At 71.1% G+C, this 16,215-nt stretch carries 14 protein-coding genes; 8 read left to right on the plus strand and 6 right to left on the minus strand.

The window, feature by feature from the left end:
- Nucleotides 1-492 precede the first annotated feature (492 nt).
- Nucleotides 493-1,323: a helix-turn-helix transcriptional regulator gene (locus ACFY3V_RS29420; RefSeq protein WP_389778041.1), complete on the plus strand. Its 831-nt coding sequence runs from the start codon at nt 493-495 to the stop codon at nt 1,321-1,323.
- A 59-nt stretch (nt 1,324-1,382) separates the two neighbouring features.
- Complete coding sequence (locus ACFY3V_RS29425) at nt 1,383-2,831, plus strand: HAMP domain-containing sensor histidine kinase (protein ID WP_362903064.1); 1,449 nt, start codon at nt 1,383-1,385, stop codon at nt 2,829-2,831.
- Nucleotides 2,832-2,844: 13 nt separating this feature from the next.
- On the opposite strand, the gene ACFY3V_RS29430 is transcribed toward ACFY3V_RS29425, so the two are convergent.
- The gene (locus ACFY3V_RS29430) at nt 2,845-3,318 is read right to left on the minus strand and encodes a hypothetical protein (RefSeq protein ID WP_350949110.1); all 474 of its coding nucleotides are present in this window, start codon (nt 3,316-3,318) and stop codon (nt 2,845-2,847) included.
- 103 nt (nt 3,319-3,421) lie between these two features.
- Between ACFY3V_RS29430 and ACFY3V_RS29435 the strand changes: the two genes are divergently transcribed.
- Nucleotides 3,422-3,973, plus strand: a complete 552-nt coding sequence (locus ACFY3V_RS29435; protein ID WP_389778044.1) for an MFS transporter — start codon at nt 3,422-3,424, stop codon at nt 3,971-3,973.
- A gap of 50 nt (nt 3,974-4,023) precedes the next feature.
- The gene (locus ACFY3V_RS29440) at nt 4,024-4,764 is read left to right on the plus strand and encodes a YcnI family protein (RefSeq protein WP_389778046.1); all 741 of its coding nucleotides are present in this window, start codon (nt 4,024-4,026) and stop codon (nt 4,762-4,764) included.
- A 226-nt stretch (nt 4,765-4,990) separates the two neighbouring features.
- Here the strand turns inward: ACFY3V_RS29440 and ACFY3V_RS29445 are convergent, their stop codons facing one another.
- The 3 genes from ACFY3V_RS29445 to ACFY3V_RS29455 form a co-directional block, all read right to left on the minus strand.
- Nucleotides 4,991-5,872: an ABC transporter permease gene (locus ACFY3V_RS29445; RefSeq protein ID WP_350949197.1), complete on the minus strand. Its 882-nt coding sequence runs from the start codon at nt 5,870-5,872 to the stop codon at nt 4,991-4,993.
- The gene (locus ACFY3V_RS29450) at nt 5,859-6,944 is read right to left on the minus strand and encodes an ATP-binding cassette domain-containing protein (protein ID WP_389778048.1); all 1,086 of its coding nucleotides are present in this window, start codon (nt 6,942-6,944) and stop codon (nt 5,859-5,861) included. The genes ACFY3V_RS29445 and ACFY3V_RS29450 overlap by 14 nt, the downstream gene beginning before the upstream one ends.
- A gap of 214 nt (nt 6,945-7,158) precedes the next feature.
- Nucleotides 7,159-8,355: a DUF2092 domain-containing protein gene (locus tag ACFY3V_RS29455; protein ID WP_362903055.1), complete on the minus strand. Its 1,197-nt coding sequence runs from the start codon at nt 8,353-8,355 to the stop codon at nt 7,159-7,161.
- A gap of 161 nt (nt 8,356-8,516) precedes the next feature.
- Here ACFY3V_RS29455 and ACFY3V_RS29460 point away from each other — a divergent pair, with 161 nt between their 5' ends.
- From ACFY3V_RS29460 to ACFY3V_RS29470, 3 genes are all read left to right on the plus strand, one after another.
- Nucleotides 8,517-9,191, plus strand: a complete 675-nt coding sequence (locus tag ACFY3V_RS29460) for a response regulator transcription factor (RefSeq protein ID WP_350949200.1) — start codon at nt 8,517-8,519, stop codon at nt 9,189-9,191.
- Complete coding sequence (locus tag ACFY3V_RS29465) at nt 9,181-10,782, plus strand: sensor histidine kinase (protein ID WP_389778051.1); 1,602 nt, start codon at nt 9,181-9,183, stop codon at nt 10,780-10,782. Before ACFY3V_RS29460 ends, ACFY3V_RS29465 begins: the two co-directional genes overlap by 11 nt.
- Nucleotides 10,783-10,931: 149 nt before the next feature.
- Nucleotides 10,932-12,392, plus strand: a complete 1,461-nt coding sequence (locus ACFY3V_RS29470; protein WP_362903050.1) for an aspartate aminotransferase family protein — start codon at nt 10,932-10,934, stop codon at nt 12,390-12,392.
- A 10-nt stretch (nt 12,393-12,402) separates the two neighbouring features.
- Here the strand turns inward: ACFY3V_RS29470 and folP are convergent, their stop codons facing one another.
- Together folP and ACFY3V_RS29480 are read right to left on the minus strand one after the other, a co-directional pair.
- A complete protein-coding gene (gene folP / locus ACFY3V_RS29475; protein ID WP_350949203.1) occupies nt 12,403-13,236 on the minus strand; it encodes a dihydropteroate synthase in 834 nt (277 codons plus the stop codon).
- A 97-nt stretch (nt 13,237-13,333) separates the two neighbouring features.
- Complete coding sequence (locus ACFY3V_RS29480) at nt 13,334-14,203, minus strand: LysR family transcriptional regulator (protein ID WP_362903048.1); 870 nt, start codon at nt 14,201-14,203, stop codon at nt 13,334-13,336.
- Between the two features lie 705 nt (nt 14,204-14,908).
- On the opposite strand from ACFY3V_RS29480, the gene ACFY3V_RS29485 reads away from it, so the two are divergent.
- Nucleotides 14,909-16,162, plus strand: coding sequence for a neutral zinc metallopeptidase (locus ACFY3V_RS29485; RefSeq protein WP_389778054.1), 1,254 nt, complete (start codon nt 14,909-14,911; stop codon nt 16,160-16,162).
- Nucleotides 16,163-16,215 lie beyond the last annotated feature (53 nt).

The raw sequence follows: 16,215 nt of genomic DNA on the forward strand, positions 1-16,215 counted from the left end.
GACCCCCGCCACACCGGCGTTCGACGAGACCGCGAACGACCTGGACGCGGCCGGCGAAACCCTCCGGACGCCGACTTCCCGACCACCTCGATGTCGACCAGGACAGCGAAGCTTGGCGACCGAGATGCATACTACGAAGTCCCGCCGAGTTAAATGTGATGTTTGTCACACAACAATGATCATCGCGGGTCGCGAGACAGCTCCTGGTGAGCACTTGAAGCACTCTTGACCGGAACGGTCCCCCCATGTGTGGACCCGGCTTTCCGGCGACACCCACCGCCCTCCTTTGCGCCGAAATCCCTTGCGCGTAGCCACAAACCTCTCAGGCGGAGGTCGACGAAACGGTCGGCCGATCATCGGCCCGAGGGTGGACGGCCATCGTGAACGATCTACCAAAAGCGGCTCTGAGCAGGGATTCCCCAAGGCGAGGGAAGCTTTCGTGGGAGTGATACTGCCACCTTGTCAAAGGGTTTCTGACATACCGTAAATGCCATGGACAGCGACAAGCTCCTGGGTGAGTTCCTGCGCGCCCGGCGCGAACTCATCGTCCCCGACCAGGTAGGGCTCCCCCAGTCGGGGTATCGGCGGACCCCGGGGCTGCGCCGGGAAGAGGTGGCGATGCTGGCCGGGGTCAGCACCGACTACTACATCCGCCTGGAGCAGGGAAGGGAGCGTCACCCCTCCGATCGAGTGCTCCACGCTCTCGCCCGGGTCCTCGACCTCGGTCCCGACGCCACGGCGCACCTGCACGAGCTGGCGCACCCCCGGCCGCGACGGCTGGAGAACGCGGGGCTGCCGGACCAGGTCAGACCGGAGCTGCTGCGGCTGATACGAAGCTGGCCCCGTACCCCGGCGATCGTGACCAGCCGCCGGATGGACGTGCTGGCCGCCAACCAGATGGGCGACGCCCTCTACGACCGGCTGGAGCACAGGGACAACCTACTCCGGTTGATCTTCCTGAACCCCTTTTCCCACCTGTTCTACCGGGACTGGGAGGAGTCCGCCCGCTCCAAGGTGGCCCAGCTGCGCGCCGTCGCGGGCGCCGGCCTCGACGATCCGTATCTGACCGAACTGATCGACGAGCTCTCGTTCAAGAGCGCGGACTTCCGCAGCCTGTGGGCGCGCCACGACGTGTCCACCGAGAGCCTCGCGACCAGACGCCTCCGCCACCCTGACGTCGGTAACCTGACGCTCGCGTACGAGTTGTTCACCATCGGCGGCTCCCTCGGTCAGAAGCTGATCGTCTTCCAGGCCGAACCCGGAAGCCCGTCCGCGCACGCCCTGGACCTGCTGGGCAGCCTCTCCACGCCGGCGTCGTCGTGAAAAACGCGGAGGGATCACGACTGCGCTCGATCCAGGCGCGATACACGATCATCACGACGATGGTGCTCCTCGTCATCCTCGCCGTGGTGGGGGCGAGCATCGACATGGCGATCCGCTACCGGCTCCAGGACGACGCCTTCGGCAACGCCGAGCAGGTCGCGAGCCAGTGGAGCGCGATGGCGAGGCTCGGCACCCTTCCCGATCCGATTCCCGTCTCGGCTCCGGTCGATCTCGTCCAGGTGGTGAACGCCAACGGCGTGGTCGTCAACTCCAGCACGGGAGCGATGGGCATGGCGCCGATGAGCTCCTTCCGCCCTCCGTCCGACGACCGGTTCCAGCAGCTGACCGAGGGCCCCCTCATGGTCATGGCAATCCGGGTCTCCGCCGCGGCCGACTCACCCGTCGTCTACGCGGGCCTCAGGGAGCCGGCGATCCTGCACAAGAACCACCTGGAGTACTTCATCAGCGCGGGTCTCCTCGTTCTCCTCGCCCTGGCGTCCTGGATGACCTGGTGTGTCGTGGGGCGGACGCTACGGCCTGTCGCGGCGATACGCGGGCGAATGTCCGAGATCACGGCGAGCGACCTGAGCCTGCGGGTGCCCGTCCCGCCGGGCGAGGACGAGATCGCGCTGCTCGCCCGCACCGCCAACCAGACCCTGGCGCGGCTGGAGGAGGCCGTGGAACAGCAGCGCCGTTTCGCCTCCACCGCCTCACACGAGCTCAGGACCCCGATCACCGGGCTGCGCGTGCAACTGGAGGAGGCACTGCTCTATCCCGACGACACCGATCCTCGCGACACCATCCGGAGCGCGCTCACGACCAGCGCCCGGCTGGAGGCGATCGTGAACGACCTGCTGCAGCTGGCCAGGTTGCGCGCCGCCGACCCCGCGCCGCAGGAGCCGGTCGATCTCGGCGCCCTCGTGAAGGAGGAGGCGGCCCAGGGCACCGGGATGCGGATACGGGTCCAGGCCGCCGACGGGGTATGGGTCCGCGGCTCCCGGATCCAGCTGATCCGGGTGGTGGGCAACCTTCTGAGCAACGCGCGACGGCACGCCGACAGCCGCGTCGAGGTCTTCGTCGGCGTCGAGGACGGCGAGGCCGCCGTGGCCGTGGTCGACGACGGCGCCGGCATCGCGCCCGCCGATCGCGAGCGCGTCTTCGAACGCTTCACCCGCCTGGACGACGGGCGTCTGCGCGACTCCGGCGGCAGCGGGCTCGGCCTCGCCATCTCCCGCGACATCGCCCACGCCCATCGGGGAACCCTGCTGATCGAGGACTCGCCGCGAGGGGCGAGGTTCGTCCTGCGGCTACCGCTGTCGGACGCGCGGCCTCGCGGGAACGGCCCGCAGGCCACGTTCGACGACACGTCGAAGGCCCCACCACCGCCCGCCAGGAGTGCCACCGGCGAGAAGAACTCCGGCGAAGAGGGCACCTGCGAGAAGAACGACGGCGCGGAGGGCCGCTGCGCGGAGAACCCGGTCAGCCCGGCCGGGCACCACCGGCGGTGACAGAGGGCCACGCTCATCGGACTTCTTCATAGTCCTCCTCGTACTCCTCGTCGTCCCGGAACCGCGGTGCCCAGCGGGAGGGCATCAGCACCGGCAGGAAAAGCAGGATGCCGAGGAGTGCGTAGACGCCGCTGGTCAGCAACAGGCCCATGCCGCGACCGGCCTGCAGGAGCACCTCGTGGAAGGTCGGATCGTCCGGGACCAGGCCCATGGCACGCCTGACGTCCAGGGCGTAGACCACGGTCCAGGCGAGCAGGACGATCGACGGGACGAAGGCCGCCATCGGGGAGACACGACCGGCGACCACCAGTCCGACCAGGAGACCGATCCCGGCCATCACCCCGAGGGCGATCCAGGTCCTCGAACCGCTCTCCGCCGAGGGAACAGCCGCCAGACTCGCCCCCGCCTCCTGCACGGCCCAGCCCGCACCGAAGAGGAGAACGGCCGACACGACCAGTCCGACCAACACCCCAGCGACGTGCCGCATCGCCATCACCTCGGCTCGAAGGAGCTCTCACGGTCGCGGCAACCATAGCGACAAAAACATTAAAACGGCAGACGCCCCGGAACGTGAGAATATGTGGGTCACCATGCGCGCTCGCCTCCCATTACGCCTCATGCGCGCGGCCGCCTTCTCGGCCGTCTGCCTGGCACTCGCCGTCCTCGGCCACGTGGCCGCGGGCGGTTCGGTGCCGGGGCCGTGGGCGGTGGCCGCGGCGGGCGCGTCGGTCACCGCGATGGCCACGCTGCTCGCGGGACGGGAGCGGTCGGCGGTGGCGGTCGGTGCCGGGCTCGCCACCCTGCAGCTGTCACTGCACGAGGTGTTCGCCCTCGGTGACGCCACCGGGATCTCGCTTCCGCATCCGCACGTCAGAGGGTTGGGCGAGAGCCTCGGCATGCTTGTCGCGCACCTCACCGCGACCCTCGCCACCGGCTGGTGGCTGGCCCGCGGCGAGAGTGCCCTGTGGGCGCTGCTCCGTTCGGCCGGCCGGCGTCTCGGCGCCATGTTCCCGCTGCTGCGGCCCCCGGCGGCCGTCGCCGCTCCGCCACGTCCCGCGTACGCCTCGGTCACGCCCGTTCTCCCGCGTGCCGTCCTCCGTCACTTCGTCAGCCGGCGCGGTCCTCCACTTCCCGCCGCCTGACTCGACCAAGGAAAACCCCAACCCCCGAATTTTCGAAGTGGAGAACCTCCATGTCGCTCACGCATGCCTGCCGTCGACTCGCCGCCGTCACCGCCGGTGTCACCGCGCTCACCCTCGGCCTCGCCCTTCCCGCCCTCGCGCACGTCACCATCAATCCCAATAGCGCCCAGCAGGGCGGTTTCACCAAGGTCGCCTTCCGGGTCCCGAACGAGCGCGACGACGCCTCGACGACCAAGCTCGAGGTGACCTTCCCAACCGACTACCCGCTGGCGTTCGTCTCGGTCAAGCCGGTGCCCGGCTGGAAGGTCAAGGTGGTCGAGGGCAAGCTCCCCAAACCGGTCACCACCGAGTACGGCGAGCTCACCGAGGCGGTCACGAAGGTCACCTGGTCGGGCGGGAAGATCGATCCCGGCCAGTTCCAGGAGTTCGAGGTGTCCATGGGAGCCCTGCCCACCGACACCGACCAGCTCGTCTTCCCCACCACCCAGACCTACAGCGGCGGCGAGGTCGTGAAGTGGGCGGACGAGCCCAAGGCCGACGGCTCCGAGCCCGAGCGCCCGGCCCCGACGCTGAAGCTCACCCCGGCCTCCGCCGAGGGAGACGGCCACGGCGCCGTCGCCTCCGCCACCCCCTCGGCCGCGGCCCCCGCGTCGGCACCCTCCGTGGCTCCCGCCGCCTCCGCCGAGAGCTCGGACGGCACCGCCCGCCTGCTCGGCGGGGCCGGGCTCGTACTCGGGATCGCCGGGCTCGTGGTCGGTGCCCTCGGCCTGCGCCGCGGGCGCGCCTCCTGAACATCCTTCGATCGCCTTGTGATCGTCTTCTGGTCGCGCGCGGAACGGCCCCGGGAAGGCTTGGGTTCACGTGGTCGTCGCGACTCCTCGATCCGAGGAGTCGCGACGCCCCCTTGAAACCACCAGGAGCTTCCCGGGGCCGTTCCGCGTCTGTCCGCACCTTTCCCGGAGACCGGCGCGGGCCCCGGCACGGAGGCGGCGACGGCGCCGTCCGAGATCAGGCGGATCAGGCGGTGATGTCCTTGCCGGTGAAGCGCGCCCAGGCGACGGAGCCGAAGACGGCGACGTAGGCGGCGAAGACCAGCAGCCCCTGCCCCATCTCACCGGTGGCCACCGGATCTCGCAGGACACCGTCGAAGCCGCTCCACCAGTGGGTGAGCAGGTAGGGCTGGATCGCCGACAGCTGCGGGATGACCCCCAGCAGCTGGGACACGATGACGACGACCACGGTCGAGGCGATGGCGCCGACGGACACCTCGGTGAAGGTCGACAGCGCCAGCGCGACGGCGGCCAGCGCGGCCATGCCCGCGGTGACGTACAGCGCCACGACACCGATTCGCAGCACGCCGTCGAGGAAGGGGATCGTCCCTCCCGACAACAGCGTGATCGGCCCCGCGGGGAACAGCAGCAGGCCGACGAGCAGCGCGGACAGCGCCACCGCGGCGACGGCGGCCAGGCAGAAGACGACCGCGCCGGCGTACTTGACGGCCAGCAGGCGGGTCCGGCCGGCCGGGGCCGCGAGCAGGTAGCGCAGCGTGCCGATGCCCGCCTCCCCCGCGATCGAGTCACCGGCGACGACCGCGACGGTGACCGGCAGCAACAGCTGCACCAGGACGGAGAACGCGGCGAAGGTGAGGAAGAGCCCGTTCCCCGCGACCTGTTCGAAGATCGCCGACCCGCCGCCGGCGCCTCCCTCTCCCCCCATGGACCCGCTGAACATCCGCAGCGCCGCCCCGATCAGCGCCGGGATCACGGCGAGCACGGCGAGCATCGCGATGTTCCTCGGCCGCCGGAAGATCAAGCCGATCTCCGAGCCGAGCAGCCGCAGCCATGCCCGAGGGGCGCCCACCGCCCGCGCGAGCGGAGGGGCACCGCTAACCGTCGACATCGAATCCCTCCCCGGTCAGGCCCACGAACATGTCCTCAAGGCTCGGTCGCTGGACGACGAGGCCGCGGACGGCGACACCGTCGGCGACCAGGGCGGCGCACACCCGCTCCGCCGCGCCGCTCCCCAGCGCGGCACCGACCTCACCGTCACCGAGACGGATCTCCGCCAGGCCGAGCCCCGCCAGCACGGCCGCCGCCTCGACGGTGTCGGGGGTCTCCACCCGGATCCTCACCGTCTCCCGCGCGCGCAGATCGGCGATGGATCCCTGGGCGACGAGCCGCCCGGTTCGCATGACGGCGATGTGGGAGCACATCTGCTCCACCTCGGCGAGCAGGTGGGAGGAGACGAACACCGTCGTCCCCTCGGCGGCGATCTCCTTGACCAGGCCGCGCACCTCGCGGGTGCCCTGCGGGTCCAGGCCGTTGGTCGGCTCGTCGAGGATGAGCAACTCCCTCGGGCCGAGCAGCGCGGCGGCGATGGCCAGCCGCTGGCGCATGCCGAGCGAGTAGGCGCGGTAGCGCTTGCCCGCCGCGGCGGCGAGGCCCACCCGTTCCAGCGCGTACCCGATCCTGGCCGAGACCGTGCGCGGATCCGCGGAGGGGTCGGCGGCGTCGTAGCGGCGCAGGTTGGCCTCGCCCGACAGGTAGGGGTAGAAGGCCGGGCCCTCGACGAGGGCGCCCACCCTCGGCAGCACGCCGCCCGCCGCCGAGGGCATCGGCGCGCCGAGCAACCGCCACTCCCCCGCCGTCGGGGCCACCAGACCGAGCAGCATACGAATCGTGGTGGTCTTTCCCGAGCCGTTGGGGCCGAGGAAGCCGAAGACCGACCCGCCGGGTACGGCCAGGTCGAGGGCGTCCACGGCCACCTGACCACTTCCGAAGCGCTTGGTCAGCCCGCTGGTGACAATGGCGAGATCCCCGTCGGCGGCGGGACCCGGCACCGGTCTCTCGTCCGTCAGCACGGCACCCCCGGCCACCTCGCCGTCCCTGACCTCGCCGGCTCCGCTCTCCGAGGTCTCGCCGCTCCGGTTCTCACCGTCCCCGCCGTTTCTCGCGTTCTGGACGATCGGCACTTCTCCCCCACTGCTCGTCGGTCGTGGGACGGCCGCGCGGCCGCCCCGTCTCATCTCACGCCCCGGACGTTCACGGGCCGCCGGATCCGCCTGATCTCCCGAACGCCCGCGTGGTCCGGAGGGCGTCCCCGGTTCACGTCCTCCGATCCCGCACACGGGATCGGAGGACGCCCGCCGGGAGCCGGGCGCGGACACCTGACTCCCGGCGTCGTGTTCACTTCCGACCGGCCGCCTCGGACAGCTTCTCCGGGGTGACGGCGCCGACCAGCAGGCGGCCGTCGTCGGTCAGCAGCGCGGAGACCAGCTTGGTCTGGACGACCTTGCCGCTGCCCCACGTGCCGCTGATCGGCTTGGCCGACTTCAGCAGGGCGTCGGTGATCGCGTCGGCGTCCTGTCCGGCCGCGTCTCGTGAGGCCTCGTCCCGTGGTGCCGAGGTCAGCTTCCGCATCTCGGAGGCGGGGATCACCGCGACCGTGGTCCAGCCTTCGCCGACGATCTCGGCCTTGTTCCTGATCTCCTCACCTTCCCTGAGCTTCTCCCCCTGCCGCCCGCGCTCCTCGGCGAGCTCGCCGAGCGACGTCTCCTCGACCTTGGCGCCCGCGGGCGGGGTGAAGGTGAAGTTCTCCGCGGCGGGCGGGGAGAAGGTGACCGAGGTGAAGCCGATCTCGAAGGCGGGCTCGGCCGCGCTCCTGGCGTACACCTGGATCCGCAGCGGGACGAAGGTCTCCCCGTCCAGCGCCACCTTGACCTCCTTGACCAGGGAGGAGGCGTCCTTGGGCGCGAGGACGAGCTGGTAGGCCGCGCGGTCGGCGACCTTCTCGGTGTTGGTCACACTGATCGCGGTGTCGTCCCCGGCCTTCTCCAGCAGCTGCCGGGCGAACTGCTGCGGTGTGGCCGCCGTGGGCAGCGCGCTACGTGCGGCGCCGTCGGCCGGCCCCCCGTGCCCGAGTCCCTCGGCGTCCTTCGCCTCCCCCACCTTGATACGGGTGGCCTTGTTCGCGTCGCTCTGCCACATCCACACCTGGTCGCCGTTGACGATCAGGTTGGTCTCGCTCATCCGCCCCGGGAGGGCGAAGCGGACCTTGTCCTCACCGCCGTACCAGACCTTGAGCTCGTGCGAGCCCGCGAGCAGGCCCGCGGGCGAGGATCCCCCCATGCCCGCCACGTCGGGCAGCCCCGGCAACCCGAGTGAGGCGGTCTGCACGACGGTGCCCGACATGGGTTTGAGCCCGGTCTGGCTCGCCTGGACGGCGTCGGCCAGCAGCTGCTCGGCGGTGCGCTCGGGCAGCGCGGGGTCCCCCTGGACGGCGGCGATGACCGGTCCGGCTCCGATGGCTCCGGCGACCACCGCGATCGCGGCGACCGGTACCGCCCACCTCACCGCGCGCCCCCGTCTCGCTTGCTCAGACATCTCATTCCTCCACGGTATGCCGTCAATCCCTGTCAGCAGCAGCCTGCGCGACGGGTCCTGTGCCGAAGCTGAGACAGACTGAGAGGGCTCACAGGCTTCTCAGCCGCCTCTCAGGCCGGGTGGTCGAGGATGGGCACGTCGGGACGGTGAAAGGGGCAGTCATGCGGGTTCTCGTCGTCGAGGACGAGCGGAGGATGGCCGCCGCCCTGCGGCGTGGCCTGCAGGCCGAAGGGTTCGTGGTCGACCTCGCGCACGACGGGGAGGACGGCCTGCACCAGGCGAGACACGGCGACTACGACGTGGTGGTGCTGGACATCATGCTGCCCAGGATCTCCGGCTACAACGTCTGCAAGCAGCTGCGGGCCGAGGAGAACTGGGTTCCGATCCTCATGCTGTCGGCCAAGGACGGCGAGTACGACATGGCCGACGGGCTCGACCTCGGCGCCGACGACTACCTGACCAAGCCGTTCTCGTACGTGGTGCTGGTGGCCAGGCTGAGGGCGCTGCTGCGGCGCGGGGCGAGCCGGCGCCCGGCCGTGCTGAGGGCCGGAGACCTGGAGCTCGACCCGGCTCGGCGGCGCGTCACCAGGGGGGAGACGCCGGTGGAGCTGACGCCCAGGGAGTTCGCGCTGCTGGAGTTCCTGCTCCGCCACCACGACGAGGTGGTCTCCAAGACGGAGATCCTGGAGCATGTCTGGGACACCTTCGACACCGATCCCAACGTGGTGGAGGTCTACGTCGGCTACCTGCGGCGCAAGATCGACGTGCCGTTCTCCCGGAACGCGCTGCAGACGGTACGGGGAGCGGGATACCGGCTGGCCGGCGATGGCGGCTGATCCGGCGCACCGGGATTTCGGGGACCCACCCGCCAAGGCGGGCACGGGTTCCCGCACCGGCACGGGTCCGCACGGAGGAGGGCGCGCGGTCGGCAGGTGGCGGCGCAAGAGCCTGCGCTTCCGGCTGACGGCGGTCGCCTCGGCCGTGCTGGCGGTGGCGCTGGTGGTCTCGGCCTACGTGATGATCACCGTGCTCGGCAACGCGCTGCGGGACACCATCGACGAGTCGATCTACCAGCGGGCCAGGGACACGGTCTCGCTCGCCGACGCCGGACGGCTGCCCGACGAGATGACCTCGCCGGACGGCACTCTCCTGCAGGTGATCGACGGCGCGGGGCGGATCACCCACACGACCACCGGCACCGACAGGCTGGTGCCGCTGCTGGACGCGGAACAGCGGGCGGCGGCGATCGGCGAGGGCGAGGCGCGGTTCCTGGACGGCAAACCGTACGGCATCCCGCACCTGCTCCGCGTCCGGGTGCTCAGCGCCGACCGGGGGCAGACGGTGATCGCGGCGCGTTCCTTCAGCGAGGTGCAGACCAGCATCTCCACGGCGGGGAACGTGCTGATCGTCGGCACGCCACTGCTGCTGGTCCTGCTCGCGGCGGCGAGCTGGGTGATCATCGGCGGGACCCTGAGGCCGATCGCGGCGCTGCGCCGGGGTGCGGACGAGATCACCGACACCGCCCGCTCGCGTCGCCTGCCGGTACCCGAGGCGCGCGACGAGGTGCACAGTCTGGCCACGACGCTGAACGCGATGCTGGCCCGGCTGGAGAAGGCGGGCATCCGGCAGCAGGCCCTGGTCTCGGACGCGGCGCACGAGCTGCGCAGCCCGCTGGCGAGCATTCGGCTCCAGTTGGAGGTGGCTCTCGGCCACCCCGAGGGGCAGGACTGGCGGGAGACGGCCGAGGGCGTGCTCGAGGACACCATGCGCCTGTCCCGGCTGGCCGAGGACCTGCTCTCGCTCGCCCGCCTGGACGAGCGCGGCGGCACGCCCGCGCGGGGGGAGCCGGTGGAGCTGGACCAGCTCGTCCCGCAGACCGTCGAACGCTACGGCGAGGCCGTCACGGTGAGGATCATCGGCGACCCGGACGGTGCGCCCGAGAGCGGCCCCGCCCCGGCCGGCGGCGCGGTCGTCGACGTGACCGGCGACGCGACCGGGGGCGTGTCCGGCGGCGTGTCCGGCGGCGGCGCAGGCACGCCGGAGAACCGGTCCCGCGACGCCGGCGGCGCGGTGGAGAGCAGGTCGATCACGGTCACCGGGGACGCGCTGGACCTGGGCCGGGTGCTCGTCAACCTGGTCGACAACGCGCTGCGGCACACCTTCGCCCCCGTGGTGGTCGAGCTGCGGACCGAGGGGGTCGACGCGGTGCTGACCGTCACCGACGACGGGCCGGGCATCCCCGAGGCCGACCGGGAGCGGGTGTTCGACCGGTTCACCCGGCTGGACAGCTCGCGCAGCCGCGACGAGGGCGGAGCCGGGCTGGGCCTGGCCATCGTGCGCGAGACGGTCCACGCCCACGGCGGCGCGGTCCATCTGGAGGACGCCTCCCCGGGTCTTCGCGCGGTCGTACGGCTTCCGCTGTCCTGATCGAGGCCGTTGGATCACCCGCTCGGCCGGGCGACGGGCCTCCGTCGTATCCCCCGTACGGGTCGATTCGTGTGATGCTGGCATTTTCCCGGCGGCCCTCGCGGGCCGTTCCCTTCCGGCCCGCGCGAGCCGTACCCCCGAGGAGAGCGATGAGCCTGCCCGACAAGGGCCGCAGCACCGAGGAACTGCTGGCCGAGATCACCCGCCTCAAGCTGGAGGACCTGCCGGTGCGCGGAGGCAAGGTGACCGCGTACGTCTACGACACCGGGCGGCCAGAGGTGCACGAGGCCGCAGCCAGGGCCTACTTCGAGATGCTGGAGGTCAACACCCTCGACCCGACGGCCTTCCCCAGCGTGGTGGAGATGGAGAAACAGGTCGTCGGCGCGGTCGCCGAGCTGCTCGGCGGCGGGTCGGGCATCTTCACCAGCGGCGGCACCGAGTCGATCATGCTGGCGGTGAAGGCGGCACGGGACGCGCGGGAGACCGCGGGACGCCCCCGGATGGCGGTCCCGGTGACCGCGCACCCGGCCTTCCACAAGGCCGCGCACTACCTGGGGCTCGTGGTGGACGCCGTGCCGGTGGACCCGGTGACCTTCCGCACCTCCCCCTCCGACGTCGAGGCCGCGATCACCGAGGACACCGTCCTGGTGGTCGCCTCGGCTCCGTCCTACCCGCAGGGCGTGATCGACCCGGTCGCCGGGATCGCCGCAATCGCCGCCGCGCGTGGCGTGCCGTGCCACGTCGACGCCTGCGTGGGCGGGTGGCTGCTGCCGTGGCTGCGCGAGGCCGGGGCGGACATCCCGCCCTTCGACCTGTCGGTGCCCGGGGTCACGTCGCTCTCGTGCGACCTGCACAAGTTCGGCTACGCCCCGAAGGGCGCCTCGGTCGTGCTGTTCGCCGATCCGGCGATGAGGCGGCGGGCGTACTTCGCCTCGGCGTCGTGGCCCGGCTACACGGTGATCAACGCCACCGTGCAGAGTTCGAAGTCCGCGGGCCCGCTGGGCGGCGCGTGGGCCACCCTCCAAGCCCTGGGCCGGGAGGGCTACCTGGAGCTCGGGCGCACCACCCTGGCGGCGGCCCGCGAGCTCCGCGCGGGCATCGCGAAGATCCCGGGGCTGCGGGTGCTCGGTGACCCGGAGTCGGCGCTCGTCGCCTTCGGCTCCGACGGAGGCTCCGGCAGTGGCTCCCACGGGGACTCCGGCGGCGAAGGGGTGGACGTGTTCGTGCTGTCGGACGAGGCGCGGAGACGCGGCTGGTTCCTGCAGCCGCAGCTGTCCTACGCGGGCATCCCGGCCAACATCCACATCACGGTGACCGGGGTGACGCTGCGGGGCGTCGAGGCGATGCTGGAAGTGATCGCGCAATCCGTGGAGGCCGCGCGAGAGCGGGGTCCCGCCAAGCTGCCGGAAGGGCTGGTGGAACTGGTGGCGGGCCTGGACCTGGACGCGCTCGACGACGCCGCCTTCGGTGAGCTGGCGTCCGCGGTCGGGGTGGACCTGGGCGGTTCAGGGCAGCCGGAGATGGCCGTGGTCAACGCGGTTCTCGACGCCCTTCCCGCCGATCGGCGAGAGGCGATCCTGATCCGCTTCCTCTCCGTCATCTATTCCTGATCCACCGGCGTCACCGGCGCAGTCTTTCCACGGTGGCCAGGGCGGCGCGGGCGGAGGCGGCGTCGTGGACGCGGAAGACCCGGGCGCCCTGCCAGGCGGAGACCGCCAGCGTGGCCATGGTCCCGGCGTGGCGTTCGTCCACCGGCAGGCCGCCGAGGGTCTCTCCGACGAAGTCCTTGTTGGAGACCGCGACGAGCACCGGCCAGCCGGTGGCGACCATCTCGTCCAGGCGGCGGCTGACCTCCAGGGAGTGCCAGGTGTTCTTGCCGAAGTCGTGCGCCGGGTCGATGAGGACCGACTCCCTGGGCACCCCCGCGGCGACGGCGCGCTCGGCGAGGTCGACGGTGTAGCCGATGACGTCGGCGACCACGTCGGCGTAGGCGATGCGGTGCGGGCGGGTGCGTGGGGTCACGCGCCCGGCGTGCGCGCAGACCAGGCCGATGCCGTGCCTGGCGGCGACTCCTGCCAGCTCGGGGTCCACCCCGCCCCAGGTGTCGTTGAGGAGGTCCGCGCCCGCCTCGGCGACGACCTCGGCGACCTCGGCGCGCCAGGTGTCGACACTGACGATGAGCCGGGGATGGCGGCGCCTGACCTCGGCGACCAGGTCGGCCACCCGGCGGATCTCCTCGGCGGGATCGACCTCGTCGCCGGGACCCGCCTTCACGCCGCCGATGTCGACGATGTCCGCGCCTCCCGCGACGGCACCGTCCACCGCCTCCAGGGCCGCCGCGAAGCCGTACGTCCTTCCCCTGTCGAAGAAGGAGTCGGGGGTGCGGTTGACCACCGCCATGATCGCGAACTCGCCGGGCCGGAACTCACGGCCACGCAGGCGCAGGATAGTCATCGAGACCGAGCCTATAGCCCCGGTGTCGGAGAGGACGGCGCTCCCACCTGCGCCGCCTCTGGGGGAAATCTGGGAAAACCAGCGAACCACAGGGTCCTTACGCGGCCGACCCACTTTCGGCCACGGACAGGAACTCCTGGGCGATGGCGGGCAGCCGCCGCCGCGCGTGAACGATGGCGATCACCCGGCGGACCGAGGGATCGAGGGTGCGGACCACGAGCCCGGCGCGGGATGCCTGCTCGGCCATCCCCCGGTACCAGAGCATCGAGGCCGTACCCGAACGGACGGTGCTCAGCCAGTTGCCGCGCTCGTCGAGCTGCGTCGCCACCACGGGGGCCACACCGTGCTTGGCGAAGAGCGCGTCGAACTCCCTGCGCCGGGAACTGCCGGGAACCGGCAGCACCAGCCGCATGCCGTTGAGTCTCCTCATCGGCACCGGGTCGGGCAGGTCCACGCCGGGCGGGGAGATCAGCACGATCTCCTGGCGCTCCAGCGGGTGGCTGACCAGATCGGTGGGGACGGGCAGGTCCGTCAGGCCGAGATCGGCCCGTTGGTCCCTGATGGCGCTCACCACGCCGTCCCGCCCGTCACAGCGGACGATGTGAATGCGTACCCCGGGATGTTCCGCGGTGTACGCGGGGAGGAGGCGTCCTGCCAGCCCCGGTTCGAGGCTGGGTATCGAGGCGATGCGAAGCTCCGCCTCGGACGCGTGGCCGTGCGTGGACAGTGACTCGATCTCGCGGACGGCGTCGAGTGCCTCCCGGGCCAGCTTGACCACCCGGCGTCCCTGTGCCGTGACGACCACGCCACGTCCGGAACGTGCGAACAACGTCATCCCGAGCTCTCGTTCCAAATCCCTGATCGCACGGGAAAGGGCAGGTTGTGCGATGTACAGCGACCTGGCCGCGTCGGTCATGGTGCGATGCTCCGCCGTCGCGACCACATAGCGGAGCTGCTGCAGATTCATGGTTTGAAGCTAGGTCACGGGCCCTGGATCGGTCCGGTACATAGCGGAGATCACCTCGGATGATTTCGGAATGTAATCGAATGCAGCGACATCCGTGACGGATGATAAATCAGTATGCTTACGCCCCAAATTCGGCAAAAGTCCGGACCTGTAGCTCATATCAGACGCTCGGGGTAACGGGGAGACAGCGTGACAGGCAACGGACAACATCCTCCACCACCCCCTCCACCAGGGGGGCGACCACCTCAGGAGCCGCCCGGGTGGGCGGCTCACGGCCACCCCCAGCCGCCACCGGGGTATCCACCGCAGCCGGGACAGGGAGACCGTCCGGCGTCGCCGTGGCAGGGACACCCGTCGCCGCCGGGGCAGGGCTATCCGCACACGCTCATCCTGCCCACGTACCCGGAGCAGGGGCACCCCTCGCCGGGACAGGGAAACCCTCCGGCGCCGCCTCCGGGACAGGCCGGATACGCACCGGCACCGCCGGGGCAGGGAGACCGTCCAGCGTCGCCGCCGGGGCACGGGAGCCACCCGGCGTCGCCGCCAGGACAGGGATTCCCTCCCGGCTACGGGTATCCCCCCGCCTCCCGGCAGCCGAGCCCGCCCCAGAGCCACCCCCAGCCACCGCCCTCCGGATATCCGCCCCGGTTTCCGCCTTCGCCGGCGCGCCCGCAGCAGCCGCCGCCGGAACAGGGATACCGGCATATGCCTACACTGCCCGGCGGTCAGGCGCCGTACGGCCATCCGGCCCCGCCGCCGCCGTACGGTCATCCGCCCCCACCACCATCGCCATACGGCGATCCGGCCCCGCCGGCGCCGCCGTACGGTCATCCATCCCAGCCACCATCGCCGTACGGTCATCCGCCCCCGCCGCCGTACAGTCACCCGGCCCCGCCACCACCGGACCTGCGGCAGCGGCACGCCTACCCGCCACCGCAGTGGCAGCCGCAGCGCTCTCGTTCCAGTGGCGCCGGAGCGATCGTCGGCGGGTTCCTCGGCGTGTTCGCGCTGGTCTTCCTCGGGCTCGTGGTGATGGGCGCGGTGGCCAAGAACAGCCGCCGCTCGGTTTCGGTCTCGCCGGTCGCGATCTCGCCGCCGCCCACCTCCCTGGACGGCAGGCCCACCGCGAAGCCCGCGCGGACCGCGTCCAGCGAACCGCGGCGGACGACGACCTCCTCCGACGCCTCGAAGGACACGGTCACGCCCCCGACCAGGGCGCGGGCGCTCAACACCAGCCTGGAGAAGAACACGCTCTACCGGGTCGGCGGGCTTCCCAGGGTCAACTGCCCGGCGGGATCGGCCAGCATCTACAGCCACAGTCAGCTCAAGGCACTGATCCTCAAGACCTCCAGATGCATGGACAAGGGCTGGTCCCGGATCATGCGCGAGCAGGGCATGGACTGGCGTCCGCCCGGCTACGCCCTCACCGCGACGAAGGGCCGCGGCGCCTGTGGCGACTTTCCCTCGCCGGGCAGCATGGTGCCCTACTACTGCCCGCGCAACACCACCATCTACGCCTCGACCAGGGCGATGGTGCGCGGGGTGGGCAACTCCGGCGGGTACGGCTCCATCACCGACTGGCACGGCGGGGTCGTCAGCATGATGGCGCACGAGTACGGACACCATGTGCAGCATCTGTCGGGGTTGTCCGACACCTGGTGGCAGAAGTCGCTCCGCTCCGGCAGTCAGAGCGGAAGGCTCGCGCTCAGCCGCCGGTTCGAGCTCCAGGCGACCTGCTTCGGCGCGATGTTCATGCGCTCGGTCTCGGCCAGCTATCCGGTGACCCCCGCCCGGCGCAACACCCTCTACTACTTCTACTCCCGCGTGGGCGACTGGCCCGGCTACCCCCGTGACCACGGTTCCCCGGCGAACAACCATCGGTGGTTCCGGCAGGGCTACGAGAAGAACAAGACGTTCCAGTGCAACACCTGGTTGGCACCGTCTTCAGCGACATCTTAGATAACATCACGACTTAAACGATCATTAACCACAGATTAGCTATCTGTCTGTCA

The sequence above is a fragment of the Streptosporangium sp. NPDC000095 genome, from assembly GCF_042899335.1.
Lineage (GTDB): Bacteria > Actinomycetota > Actinomycetes > Streptosporangiales > Streptosporangiaceae > Streptosporangium.

Coding starts and splice junctions, on each gene's coding strand:
- ACFY3V_RS29420 (WP_389778041.1), top strand. CDS start 493: ATGGACAGCGACAAGCTCCTGGGTGAGTTCCTGCGCGCCCGGCGCGAA.
- ACFY3V_RS29425 (WP_362903064.1), top strand. CDS start 1,383: ATGGTGCTCCTCGTCATCCTCGCCGTGGTGGGGGCGAGCATCGACATG.
- ACFY3V_RS29430 (WP_350949110.1), bottom strand. CDS start 3,318: ATGCGGCACGTCGCTGGGGTGTTGGTCGGACTGGTCGTGTCGGCCGTT.
- ACFY3V_RS29435 (WP_389778044.1), top strand. CDS start 3,422: ATGCGCGCTCGCCTCCCATTACGCCTCATGCGCGCGGCCGCCTTCTCG.
- ACFY3V_RS29440 (WP_389778046.1), top strand. CDS start 4,024: ATGTCGCTCACGCATGCCTGCCGTCGACTCGCCGCCGTCACCGCCGGT.
- ACFY3V_RS29445 (WP_350949197.1), bottom strand. CDS start 5,872: ATGTCGACGGTTAGCGGTGCCCCTCCGCTCGCGCGGGCGGTGGGCGCC.
- ACFY3V_RS29455 (WP_362903055.1), bottom strand. CDS start 8,355: ATGTCTGAGCAAGCGAGACGGGGGCGCGCGGTGAGGTGGGCGGTACCG.
- ACFY3V_RS29460 (WP_350949200.1), top strand. CDS start 8,517: ATGCGGGTTCTCGTCGTCGAGGACGAGCGGAGGATGGCCGCCGCCCTG.
- ACFY3V_RS29465 (WP_389778051.1), top strand. CDS start 9,181: ATGGCGGCTGATCCGGCGCACCGGGATTTCGGGGACCCACCCGCCAAG.
- ACFY3V_RS29470 (WP_362903050.1), top strand. CDS start 10,932: ATGAGCCTGCCCGACAAGGGCCGCAGCACCGAGGAACTGCTGGCCGAG.
- folP (WP_350949203.1), bottom strand. CDS start 13,236: ATGACTATCCTGCGCCTGCGTGGCCGTGAGTTCCGGCCCGGCGAGTTC.
- ACFY3V_RS29480 (WP_362903048.1), bottom strand. CDS start 14,203: ATGAATCTGCAGCAGCTCCGCTATGTGGTCGCGACGGCGGAGCATCGC.
- ACFY3V_RS29485 (WP_389778054.1), top strand. CDS start 14,909: ATGCCTACACTGCCCGGCGGTCAGGCGCCGTACGGCCATCCGGCCCCG.